Source organism: Pseudomonas sp. Irchel s3h14 (assembly GCF_900187425.1).
Taxonomy (GTDB): Bacteria; Pseudomonadota; Gammaproteobacteria; order Pseudomonadales; family Pseudomonadaceae; genus Aquipseudomonas.
Map to the genome: position 1 here is coordinate 85,788 of NZ_FYDJ01000019.1, position 12,306 is coordinate 98,093.

The 12,306-nt window shown below is 56.5% G+C and carries 11 protein-coding genes; 6 read left to right on the forward strand and 5 right to left on the reverse strand.

The features are described from left to right. The first annotated feature begins 209 nt into the window (after positions 1-209). From CKW16_RS25890 to CKW16_RS25900, 3 genes are all read left to right on the forward strand, one after another. A complete protein-coding gene (locus CKW16_RS25890; RefSeq protein WP_095131785.1) occupies positions 210-1,403 on the forward strand; it encodes a Fic family protein in 1,194 nt (397 codons plus the stop codon). A 188-nt stretch (positions 1,404-1,591) separates the two neighbouring features. After that, complete coding sequence (locus CKW16_RS25895) at positions 1,592-1,906, forward strand: hypothetical protein (RefSeq protein ID WP_095131821.1); 315 nt, start codon at positions 1,592-1,594, stop codon at positions 1,904-1,906. A gap of 54 nt (positions 1,907-1,960) precedes the next feature. Then, the gene (locus CKW16_RS25900) at positions 1,961-2,623 is read left to right on the forward strand and encodes a hypothetical protein (RefSeq protein WP_095131787.1); all 663 of its coding nucleotides are present in this window, start codon (positions 1,961-1,963) and stop codon (positions 2,621-2,623) included. 139 nt (positions 2,624-2,762) lie between these two features. Here the strand turns inward: CKW16_RS25900 and CKW16_RS25905 are convergent, their stop codons facing one another. Beyond that, positions 2,763-3,617 (reverse strand): LysR substrate-binding domain-containing protein, encoded by an 855-nt coding sequence (locus tag CKW16_RS25905; protein WP_095131789.1) that lies wholly within the window; start codon positions 3,615-3,617, stop codon positions 2,763-2,765. A gap of 105 nt (positions 3,618-3,722) precedes the next feature. On the opposite strand from CKW16_RS25905, the gene CKW16_RS25910 reads away from it, so the two are divergent. Further along, positions 3,723-4,361: an FMN-dependent NADH-azoreductase gene (locus tag CKW16_RS25910; protein ID WP_095131790.1), complete on the forward strand. Its 639-nt coding sequence runs from the start codon at positions 3,723-3,725 to the stop codon at positions 4,359-4,361. A gap of 11 nt (positions 4,362-4,372) precedes the next feature. Here CKW16_RS25910 and CKW16_RS25915 read toward each other — a convergent pair whose 3' ends face one another. Beyond that, positions 4,373-4,717, reverse strand: coding sequence for a cupin domain-containing protein (locus tag CKW16_RS25915; protein ID WP_095131792.1), 345 nt, complete (start codon positions 4,715-4,717; stop codon positions 4,373-4,375). Positions 4,718-5,170: 453 nt separating this feature from the next. Here CKW16_RS25915 and CKW16_RS25920 point away from each other — a divergent pair, with 453 nt between their 5' ends. Continuing rightward, entirely contained in the window at positions 5,171-6,472 is a 1,302-nt protein-coding gene (locus tag CKW16_RS25920) for a hypothetical protein (protein WP_256580548.1), read from the forward strand. A 336-nt stretch (positions 6,473-6,808) separates the two neighbouring features. On the opposite strand, the gene CKW16_RS25925 is transcribed toward CKW16_RS25920, so the two are convergent. The 3 genes from CKW16_RS25925 to CKW16_RS25935 form a co-directional block, all read right to left on the reverse strand. Then, entirely contained in the window at positions 6,809-7,141 is a 333-nt protein-coding gene (locus CKW16_RS25925; protein ID WP_095131797.1) for a hypothetical protein, read from the reverse strand. 228 nt (positions 7,142-7,369) lie between these two features. Next, positions 7,370-7,609 carry a hypothetical protein gene (locus CKW16_RS25930; RefSeq protein ID WP_095131800.1) on the reverse strand — a complete coding sequence of 80 codons (240 nt, stop codon included), beginning with the start codon at positions 7,607-7,609 and terminating at the stop codon, positions 7,370-7,372. A 52-nt stretch (positions 7,610-7,661) separates the two neighbouring features. Further along, on the reverse strand, positions 7,662-8,102 hold the full coding sequence (locus CKW16_RS25935) for a hypothetical protein (protein ID WP_095131804.1): 441 nt from the start codon (positions 8,100-8,102) through the stop codon (positions 7,662-7,664). A 777-nt stretch (positions 8,103-8,879) separates the two neighbouring features. On the opposite strand from CKW16_RS25935, the gene CKW16_RS25945 reads away from it, so the two are divergent. After that, the coding region (locus CKW16_RS25945; RefSeq protein ID WP_256580549.1) for a DUF5801 repeats-in-toxin domain-containing protein at positions 8,880-12,306 on the forward strand (3,427 nt) is incomplete at its 3' end.

The following is a 12,306-nucleotide window of genomic DNA, read 5'->3' on the forward strand; positions in this document are numbered from 1 at the left end:
GCCCGTTTTGTATTGTGGTGGTTATCTACGAGTACCCGTTGCTATCGGGAATGTGCTCCAGAGCCCCTCAAAAAAAATGTGAAAATAAATGTGAAGATGATTCGGTCAAAAACCGCTATAAAATCGTATTTAGCCCAATAAAATAAGGGTTGTTAGACGATTAAATATGTGAAATAAAATGTGAAGAATTTAAGACGGTACAGACCGCTATGTCGCTGATCACATCGAAGTCCTGGCTCGATCCGATTCTGCCCGAGACGTTGCCACCCTCCATCATCGCTCTTGCGGATGCATTGCCTCGCAAGACGCAATTTTTAGCCGGGCGGCTTCCGCCTGAAACCGCCACACGTCTTGGCCGTCTGCTGCAAATCACCAATACGTACTACTCGAACCTGATCGAAGGGCAATACACCGAGCCCGCCGAAATGCAAAAAGCACAAGCGGCGCCGGTCAAAGATCGCAAACAGCTTAAAAACCTGGCGGTTGAACAGATGGCGGTGCAAGCGTTGCTCGAACGGGCGTTGCGCCAGCGTGCGCCGTTTGCCTGGGGTGACATGTTCGCACCTGAGCTTGTGAGCACAGCACACAAACGGCTTTTTCGCGGTGCCAGTGACGCGGAACGAACACTGTCAGATGGCTCGATTATGCAGCCCGGTATCCTGCGGTCGGTCACAGGTCAGAACGTTGTCGTTGGCAATCATGATGCACCGGGCGCCTGTGCTGTGGACGGAATGCTGCGACACCTTCAGGCAGGCTTTGGCCGACAGACAGACTCCCGCCGTCAGCTTATTTCTGCGCTTGCCTACCATCATCGCCTCGCTTGGGTTCACCCCTTTGCCGACGGGAATGGTCGGGTTGCTCGGTTGGTCACGCATCTTCAGTTGGTGCGTTTGGGGCTGAAGCCAACGTTATGGTCACTGTCTCGCGGCCTTGCAAGGCAACACCAGAATTACTACACCGCCCTGACCATGGCCGACCGCCCAAGAGAGGGTGATCTGGACGGACGAGGTCAGCTATCCCAGCGACGCTATTTCGAATTCATCGAGTTCATGCTGCAGGTTTGTCACGATCAGGTCGATTACATGACCGCAGCGGTGGACCCGTCTCAGCTTCGAGAGCGCGTGATACGCGCGTTTCACTACAACGAAAAACTTAAACAACAAGGCATTCGCCCGGAAAGTGCGCCAGCAATCATTGCGCTAATCACCCAAGGAAGCCTGCCGCGCAACGAAATAAAGACCTTCACCGGCCTTACACCACGCCCGGCAATCGATGAGCTTTCGCGGTTAATCAAAGTCGGCCTGGTGGAAAGCCAAACGCCTAAATCCCGGATCGTCACGCCCGGCCTGCCCGCTTGGTTTGCCCAAGATATTTTTCCGGATTTGCATCGACGGTTTCAGTAATTGGAATTAATGAAAACGGGCGCCATCAAGGCGCCCATTTTTTTGTGTCCACAAACAAAGAGGTGCGGGCTTGCCAGCTCCGAGCGAAATCAAGGATTGTGTGCGCAAATGGCTGAAGCGGAGGTTATCGCACGGTCAACTGCTCAATGGCCGAAAATCCATCGTTCCACAGTCTGGATGAATTCAAAATGGGTCAAATGACTGAACAATTGATCGACGTTCTGGATCAGCTCGCCACCGTGCTTGAAAGCGATGGAGCTACTCACTGGAGCCAGTGGATGCGCAAGGCCAAGGCGCATTTGATGAACTCTGATTACTACGGGGTTGAATACTTTCTGTCAGCCCTTGGCGGAATGGGTTCGCTCAATGACCTGGTCCTTGGGCAACACCACGTCGATGGTGTTTGGGCCTGGAAGCCCGGGTATGTCGAGTTGAACACAAGATTTGATGCGTTACGCAGCGAAGCCGCAGCGCTCGCCACTGCCATAAAACGTGCGCAGTAAAATAGATCTGTCCCCCATTTAATTCCTGCAATCTGATATGGAGAGCCTATCGCTTTGAATTACGGACAAGACGTTACTGTTGTAGAAGCCTTTCAAAAGCTTGCACGCAGTATTGACATTGAGTTTCCAGAACGCCTCGCGACACTCATGGGGATAGCGCATACGCTTCCAGCAGCGGCAGCACTAAGTAGCCTTGAAGATTTTCTATGGCTTGACGCCGAGGAGGCCGAGCGAGAAATCAATGAGTGGCTCAATCCAAATGATCAACAAGGTCGAACCTTTCTTCCCTTTGCGACTACTGGCGGTGGAGAGCCTTACTGCGTGGTACGTTTGGAAAACGGCGCTTCGGGGATTGCTCGGATAGTTCATTTTGCACAGCCATCTTCACTCGCCCATGCCGATATCTCGTCATTCGTGGCCAGGGAATACGTGCGCATTGCAACAAATCTGTCCTGGCTATCGCCTCAAGCGGATTTCAGTGCAGCACTGATAAGTGAAGTGGCATTGATCCAGGCAGCGCTACTGCCCTCAGACTATGAATTTCTTAAGGATTTGTTCAGCCGGCAATGCGTTGACAAGAGCTACAAGGCAGGGCCAAGAAGTATCCCGAAAACTGTCAAAGCCTTCATTTCTCAAGAAGAAGAGGACGCGTTAGCTGCCAGGCTGCAACATCCAAACCCCATCGAGTTCGAAGCTCTTCGTGCCTGGATGCGCTGATTGTCTATTTCGCCAGATGAGTCTCAGATCTATTTATAAATCAATCCGTGCCCCTTTGCTCTTCAGGCTGCAGCCCTACGATGCTGTCGTTCGAGCCCGCAGTCACTGACTCGAATGGATATCGCTACGCCATTGACAATCAAGCCCTGCGCGTAGAGCAATACTCCACAATGAGCTGAGTGACCGCAACCACAATCGCCTGATCCGCGTCAGGCGAGGTGAACAGTCGACATTGCGCATCCGGCAAATCCGGCAACCCTTGTTCTACCCCAATCACCGCCAATCCTTGCCCCAACTGACTCAGTGGCATGGGCGCTACCGCGAAGCCTGCCAGGGCCGCCGCCCGCAACCCGGCGGTGCTGCTGCACAACATCGCTGTGCGTTGGGCGATTCCCGCCTGCGCCAGTCTCGTCAGCGCGGCCTCGCGATAAGGGCACGGCTCGGGGAACAGGGCCAGCGGCAACGGCGTGGGTAACCGGGCGACGGGTTGCGCCGACCAGGCCCACACCAGCGGTTCTTGCCATAGCAACAGCCCCGCTTCGCTGGTTTCGCACAGCGAACCGATGACCACTTCCAGATGCCCTTGCTTCATCAGCGCCAGTAACGTACCCGGAATGTTCACCTGCACCTCGATCTTCATCCCGGGGTACTGCGCCGCGAAATCCTGAACAGTGCGCAGCAATCGAGACTCGACAAAATCTTCGGACACCCCGATCCGCAGTCGCCCGTGAAACGGTGTGCGTGTCAGGTCTGTCCAGGCATCACGGTTCAGCGCGAGGATCGTGCGCGCATAAGAGACCAGGCGCTCGCCATCGGCCGTCAGTTGCTGGGAACGGGTGGTGCGCGTCAACAAGGGTTTACCAATCTGTTCTTCCAATCGCCGCACATGGCCACTGACCGCCGACTGAGTCAGGTGCAACTTTTGGGCGGCACGACTGAAGCCGTCTTCATCGACGACGGTGACAAATGTCTTGAGCAGCAGAGCATCGAACATAGTTTTATACGTGATCAATCGAGTAGGAATTTACGATTTATATTTCAAATACAACTATGTTGCAATGCTCTCACCTGCCCTGCCCCCCATCATTCAAGGTGTGCCATGACGACTCTTCTGCATATTCAGTGTTCTCCACGCAAGCAGCGTTCGGCTTCCCTTGAAGTCGCCCGCAGCTTCATTGCGCGTTATCAAGCAAACACCCCGGACACCGAAATCATCACCCTCGACCTCTGGAACATGGCGCTGCCGGAATTCGATGATCTGGCCATGGAGGCCAAATACGCCGGGCTCAATGGCACGCCGTTGACCGCCGCACAACAAGACGCCTGGAACACGTTAAAAGAGTTGGCTAGTCACCTGCATCGCGCGGATGTACTCGTGATGTCCGTACCGCTGTGGAATTTCAGCATCCCGTACAAACTCAAGCACTTCATCGACCTGGTATCACAGAAAGACATCCTGTTCAGCGTTGACCCGGAACGCGGTCTGGAAGGCATGCTGCACAACAAACTCGCCGTGGTGATGTACGCCCGCGGCCTGGATTTTTCGGCGCAGTCGAGCACACCGGCGGAGCGCTTCGACTTCCAGAAGCCCTACGTGGAAGCCTGGCTGAAATTTATCGGCGTCACGGATGTGCATTCGGTGATTGTGGAGAAAACCATCCTGGGGGAAGACGTTGATCTGCGCGCGCGTGAGGACGCGACTCAGCAGGCCAGGAGCCTGGCAGACAAGTTCAAGTGAAGTAAATGAACTCACTCTTGCCTGACAATATCGACCGAGATCTCCACCGCCGCAATCGTGCCTCTGTTCTCAAGCCAGTGTGTGGTGTTCCTGTCCTCGGGCCAGCCCACTCCCGGCCCGTAATCCGTGGCGACTCCATTTCGATGGTCAGTGATCGTTCCTTGCAGAATGTAGACGGTGCCCGGTCTGTCTACATGGTTGTGAATCGGCCCGAAGACGCCTCCAGGCTCGATGGTCACCCTGCGCATCCTAAGTTGGCGCCCTGCCATACCCTCGATCTCAGGACCCAGGTCAATCGTTGCCAGTAACTTCACCGTTACCCCTTTCGTCTCAGGTGCCACCTGTTCGTTGCTCATCGCGCTCCCCTCTGTATATACAGGGCCTAACTAGAAGTAGAGACACTAAAAGGTGTGATCAGTCGGGAGGCGACAAAGGGTCGATTGCCGCCCCTCCAACAAAAAAGCTGAACGCCCGGCCGGTGCTGGAATTTGCCTGCGTTAAAGGTTTTGGTTGTTAAGCCGATTCAAAATGAACTTGTACTCAAAATCGACGAAGGACCGTCCATGAACTCCCCTCGTAAAACCGGAAATGCAGATTCCTCACTATTCCTTAGCCTCCAACGACAACGGAGCACCGTCTCGGCTACGCCGCAATAACCTCCAAACCTCGATAACCCTACAAAGTACGCGCCCGCTATCGCGATGAATTCGTGGTGCGCCAAGGAGCTGATTGCTGTGAGATTACTATTTCGCCTGACGGGCGCAGCCCTTGCCGTGTCCCTGACTGGTTGTGTCCTGCAAGGCAATGGGATGGCCGATTACTACAAACGCGTCGCTGCCGAGCGCGAAGTAGAAAATAAAGCCATGACAAACCGTATAAAATCCCTCTCGCTGCCGCTGGATAGCACTTTCGGACTCGGCCGAACTGCCGTGTTAACAGTGAATGTACCCTCTGAAGACGCCGCGCCAGCCACCCAAACCCGGCTATTCGCTGACTGCGATTCGGCGAAAGTATCCATGACCTATCGACGTGCAAAGGACTTGAGCAGTCCTTATTTCCTGCCGACCGAACCCGCGCGGATCATCGCCCAGCAGATGTGCCTAGCAGTCCGAAATAGCGCCTGGAAGCAACTGCTCGGCGACAGCGAAGACATCTTGTTGTTAGACCCCGGCACCCTCGGAATGGATAACTCCCGACGCGCCATATGGGCGGGTATCGACTATGGCCGCACCCGCCTCGATGAAAACGAAGGGAAGCCTTATGACCGACAGTTGGAGCGTGTCGAGGTCGACTGTGCTACCCGCCAGGCCAGCAACCGCTTGGCCTATCGTTTAAGTGGCCAGAGTGTGCTGCCAGCGTCCGTTCAGCCGCTTGACAGTGCATTGGACAACGCGCAACGCATTCGATTGATCGACGCTGTGTGCGCCGAACCCGTCAATCTGGCGCAACTCGCCACTCCAGTCATCCGGAAAAAACTACCGCCTACCATGCGCACGCCTGAGGTTCCGACATCACTGCTGGCACAGGTAACCAAACTGCCTCAGGGACAACCGACCCACACGCTCAGCCATTTGCAACTCACATACAGCGCTTCCTCTCCAATAGTGCCAGGCGCCGTGATCAACGACAGCCCATTGGACCTGTATCTGCAACCGGGACCGGCCCGTGGACTATGGCGTGAACAGGCGGCGGGTGCCTTGGGCAAGGAGTATGTGAGCATCCGCTGGCGCGGGCTGATCGAGCTTGCCGCGACGAGCGGCGCTCCGGTCGCTGGAAAAACTGGCCAGTCAAGCACTCTCAACAGCATTGACCTGGATGGCGATTGGCAAAACCTCAAACCTGGGTCTGCTATTGCCTACAACAAAAGCTTTACTGACAACGCTGGCAAACCGTTTGTGCAACATTTTAAATGTACGGTGAGTGAATCCTTTCCTGCCACCCAAAAAGTCACTTCGCTGCAAGGGATGGCGCGTAATGTTTCTTGCGCCGCAAACAACGGGCTGAAGACAGATAGTGTGTACCTCTACCTGGAGGCCTATGACCTGTTCGTGGAAACCTCTGATATTTCCATGCTCCTGGTCCAGGTCAAAACGCTCAAGGCGGCAGAATAGCGCGCAACCCCGGAGGTTTACCTTCACGACCAGCCTGATCGACACGCCCCGGAATCGCCGGGATTCTGGGGCTTGGGCAGCTATTGAATCGAGCAGTCGGCCAATGTTGAAACGGCTGCTTTCGATTTCTGCCCGTCGCCACCCTCAGCTATGGGGCTTGGGGCTGGCGACCAGTTAAACATTGAGAGTTGGATGGAGTGATGGTGTTAAATCCAGTCCGGGATACGACTACCACCCCCTAATGTTTGAGGCTTCAATCGAGACGAACCTGCTGGGTGACCCGCGGTAACCAATGCGGTTTAATGCCAGGCGGGCGAGCTAAGTGAGAGTACCCACTTACATCGACTTGACCGAGACCACTTCCACAAATCTGAATTTTTTTCTGGCCGTCTTAGTAGCTTCTTGTTCTGCAACTAGGGAGCTCAGCGTATCGGCCTCATGTACCATCTCGTGCATCTCGCCTTCAAATTCGTTTCCCACACGGAGCGTGACTCTCAACCTAGGTGTGAAGCCTTTTGAGACTGTCTTTTTCTTCGCTGCCTTCACCGGTTGCACGATCACAACATCCGGGACTGTGTCCTGCACGTCTGAGTTAATTGCCGGCGCAGAGGGCTCAGAATCACCGAATAGCGCCCGGCGCATCTCATCTTCCATCAATTCTGTATTCATACCATTTCTCAGAAGGGTGTGATCTATAACCTGATCGATTCTATCAGGATGGCCGGACTCTGTAGTAAAGCGTCGCTGGGGTCAGCCCTGAAGTGGTAAAGGGCCAGCAGATACCGACGAGCGTCAGCGTCTGTCCATCTGCCGCCTATCATGGCGGGCAGCTGTCGGCCAGAAGCGGTCATTCGATATGCTTAAGAAACGTGCCTTTGCGTCATTAATTGTTCCTTGTTATTCCCTATTGAAAATTTCATACACCCATTTAGCCAACACTTCCGGCGACGTCGTTTCCTTCCTTAGACATTCTTCACCGCGGTCTTTCGCAACGATGGCCAGTTTCCCAGATTCAGAAATTTCAATATATGCTCCCCCAAACTCATCAACCTCAATCCCTAAAGGATATCTATCGTACGGATTCCCCTGTTCAATTGCGTATTTAAAAAAGCATTCGGCTAATTGTTCGAGTTTCATTGCTAACCCTCAGCTTATTTTATTACCTTGATGAAACCTTCCTTCAGCAGCCTTACTGCCTCTTCAATCCACGCACTGCATTTCGACAATCCAAAATCAATTCATCCAGATAAGGGGCTATTTTCACCGCTTCAACCAAATCCAGAGCCTGCTCAGCGGCCTCCCGCAGAGGCTGCCATTCATATTGATCGAAGATCCACCAATCATCGCAATGAAAAGCTGTCTCAGGCAGCGAATTGCACAAGTCCCAGACCTGCTGTAGTCCAGTCCGAACTTCACATGGCATCGCGGCTCCACAGACTGTAAGTGCCTCATTCAGAGGCAGCATCGTTTCCGACCACGCCTCACACGCCGGACAATAAGGGATTGCGTCTCGCTGCGCGTCGGCGTTCATCGCCAAGAAGGTAAGCCCCGGAATTGCCTCGCACACTGCAAGAACTCGCTTGTACTCATCCTGTCCATACCACTCCCAAAGCGTGGTGGAAAATTCCATCCTCAACTCCGCAATGACTTCAGGTGGATTCCCCACCCCCAATTCGAATCATACCCGGTGTTCTAATTGCTTTGAGCGTCCGCTTTGGGTTGTGGACTCGGTCGATGCAACAGACAGCAATCGGCCAGAAGCAGTCATTCAGACGTACCTACGAAACCAGGAGCGACTCAATGTTCGTAAGCAGGACACGAGTAACTTATCCGGCCCTGGTTCTACGTTCATCAATTAGCTCCCGAATCGCTACCGTGAGTATACGAGCCCCTCATGTATCTCCTGCGTCGTCAGGCCTGCATAGCCATAATGAGCTCTGCGGTTCGCTCGTACGCTGCCGACACAGGGCTGGCAAACAGCGGCGAGAGCGGATGTACCCCGCGCTCGAGCGAGGCCGCCTGCAATGGGGCTCATCCTGAGCGCGAAGTTCCGGCAGCAGCACGCCATGCAGGCCCGCGGCCATGCCGACCAGTTGCCCGCGCCCCGCCAGATGCTGTGCCCCCGCACCCGGCCGCCTGAGCCGGCTCAAATTCAGCTCGTCGCGCTGGTGGTTAAAGCCCGGGCGGCTTTGAGCACCCGCAGCATGTCCTCATTCACAAGCGGAATATGCGTCACCGCTCCTTCGCGTCCTCACCCCATTTTCCCCTCCCAAGTAGTCTGAAACTCCCACCCCGCTTGGGAGTATCAGCCGATGCGCAATCCCCGGCGCTTACACATAGTTGCAGCCTATGGCAGTACAAAGTCTACGGTCAGGCCTCAATGGCCCGAGTTGCTCTGGAGAAAATCATGGCTATTAACAAGAAAAACTCAGCGCTAACAAGCAATCCTACTCCAACCGTCACCACCGACTTGAGCGACTACGCACCCGGCAGCACTGCCACCATCACGGCCAGCGGCTTCGCCGCCGGCAGCACCGTGAAGTTCGAAGTGGACCACGCCACCGGCGCCGGTGCGGATAACCTATGGGGCACGCCCGACGACGTGCTCGATACCGACACCGGCGAGGGACACGAGCCCTGGTACGTGACCGACGGCGGCGCCGGCGATCTCGACGGCCAAGTCAACGGCAGCGTCACGACCTCGTGGTACGTGAATCCCGACGACTCGGCAGGCGCGACGTTTCTGCTCACCGCGGCCTCTGCGGGCGACGATCGTGTGTTCGGCACTAGTGACGACTCAGTGGCGACAACGTCGTTTACGGACAGCGATCTGAGCGTCGTGGCGACTGGCGTGAACGTTACGCTGGACGAAACGGCCGGGTTGCAGAACGGCACCGCCACTCCAAGCCCTGCGGGAGACGCTGACGACAACGACATTCTGGTAGCGTCCCTGCCCGAGGTCTTCTCTACCCGCTTGACCGCACTTGGGGCAGGTGCCGCAACGGGTGCGGCCTTGAGTGGCTATACCGGTGCCGTGGGCAACACGGGCAGCAATGCGTTCACCCTCACCGCTGACCCCGGAGCCAGCATTACCAATATCAGCTTCGTCGACAGCGCTGGTGCACCGCTCAATGGCGTGGACAGCGGACTGGACACCCTCAATGGCACCAGCATCCTTCTCTATACGGATACGAACAACGACAACATCGTTCTGGGCCGAGCCGGTGGCTCGACCGGCGCGATCGTGTTCGCTGCCTATATCGAAGAAACCGGATCGCCGGTCTCGGGCGGCAAAATCTGGACCGTGGAATACCAACCGCTCCAGCATCCAGATACTGCGAACGCCGATGACTCGCTCAATCTGCTGAATAAGGTGTTCGTCGGAGCCAGTCAGGACCTGGAATTCAGTCTGGCCGGCGTGCCCTCCGGTGCGAACCTCTTCCTGATGTTCACGAAAGCGAACCCGACAGTTGTCGACGACGGTGGTGTCTTGCGGATCACCGATCCCACGATCATCGCCACCGGGAAGGACCCCGCAGACCAGTCAAGCGGCGCCAATATAAACACTGGCGACACGATCATTACCAGTCAGGCGGCTAACCCGACCACCTTTGGCACCAACAGCCAGATGATTACGGAACAGGAAGGCATCCGCTTTTCGTTCGTCACGGGTGCCAGGCAGGATGTGACCATTCCCAACCTCAGTCAAAACGAAGCAGATGTTGAAGCCAACATCGACTTTACCAACGTCTTCAATGCGAAGAAGGCCAGTTTCGACGTCGTGCAGTTGCAAAGCGGCAAGAGTGCTGTCGTAAAAGTCAGTGCATTCACTACCGCTGCTGAACCTGACGTGAATTTCATCAACGGCTATGCGAACGATGCGTCGGTTGCCATCACTAATGTTCGCGTCTTCAACATCAGCACCGGACAGGTGATCGAGAATTCAGACGGATCGGTGAATGACACGAGCATTACCATCAGCTTTGCTGGTGGGGTTGCAACCATCACCGGCGTTAAAGCCGGCTACCAGATTGAATACACCACAACGTCGGATCACAACCGCGTGCTCGTCGAGAACGGGGCGGCCCTCGACGCCAGGGGCAATGACCACGCCGATTTTGATATCGGTGGTTTCACGCTGGTCCAGGCCTCTCTTTCGAAAACCGAAATCGGCTCCAAGATGCTGTTCGAGGACGACGGGCCGAGCATCAGCACTACCGGCACCGAGCCCACGCTGACAGTGGACGAAACAGTCCTGGCGACCAACGCCACCCAGAGCTTTGCCGCCAACTTCAGCTCGGCGTTTGGCGCCGATGGCGCCGGCACGCTGACCTATGCGCTGGGCGTGGTGGCAGGTGCCTCCGGGCTGACCGACACGGCCACCGGCCAGGCGGTAAACCTGTCGCTCAACGGCACAGTGGTGGAAGGCCGCACGGCCACGAGCAACGAGCTGGTATTCACGGTGAGCGTCGCCGCCAATGGCAACGTCACGCTCGATCAGATCCGCGCCGTGGTGCATCCCGACGCCAACAATCCCGATGATTCGAAGAGTCTGTCGGCGGACAATCTGGTGACGCTGACGGCGACCAAGACCGATGGCGACGGCGACAGCGCCCAGGCGACCCTCAACATCGGGTCGAACCTGGTGTTTAAGGACGACGGACCGAGCATCAGCACCACCGGCGCGGAGCCGACGCTGACGGTGGACGAGACAATCCTGGGCACCAACGCCACCCAGAGCTTTGCCGCCAACTTCAGCTCGGCGTTTGGCGCTGATGGCGCCGGCACGCTGACCTATGCGCTGGGCGTGGTGGCGGGCGCCTCCGGGCTCGTGGACACGGCCACCGGCGAGGCAGTCAACCTGTCGCTCAACGCCGGCGTGGTCGAAGGCCACACGGCCACCTCTAACCTGCTGGTGTTCACGGTGAGCGTGGCTGCCAATGGCAACGTCACGCTCGACCAGATCCGCGCCGTGGTGCATCCCAACACCACCAATCCCGATGATTCGAAGACTCTATCGGCGGACAATCTGGTGACGCTGATAGCGACCAAAACCGATGGCGACGGCGACAGCGCCCAGGCGACGCTCAACATCGGGTCGAACCTGGTGTTCAAGGACGATGGGCCGAGCATCAGCACCACCGGCGCCGAGCCGACGCTGACGGTGGACGAGACAACCCTGACAACCAACGCCACCCAGAGCTTTGCCGCCAACTTCACCTCGGCGTTTGGCGCCGATGGCGCCGGCACACTGACCTATGCGCTGGGCGTGATTGCCGGTGCATCGGGGCTCGTGGACACAGCCTCGGGCCAAGCGGTGAACCTGTCGCTCAACGCCGGCGTGGTTGAAGGCCGCACGGCCACCTCCAACCTGCTGGTGTTCACGGTCAGCGTCGCTGCCAATGGCAACGTCACGCTCGACCAGATCCGCGCCGTGGTGCATCCCGACGCCAACAATCCCGATGATTCGAAGACTCTATCGGCGGACAACCTGGTGACGCTGATAGCAACCAAGACCGATGGCGACGGTGACAGTGCCCAGGCGACGCTCAACATCGGACAGAACCTGGTGTTCAAGGACGACGGCCCAACACTCTCGTTCGGCAACCTGATCGGGACCGGTAGCGTCCTTGCGCAATACGGGTTCTGGAACAATACGGCCGGAGCCGACGGGCTGGGTGCGACCGGTCTGAATATCTCGTTGGTAAATGGCCAGTTCACCATCGTCAGGCCAGACAACACGACCGCGACCGGGACCGGCACGCTCACCGAGCTGGTGCCCTCACCGGATGGCGACGGCGCGTACCAATTCGCAGGGACGTTGACCGGCGATT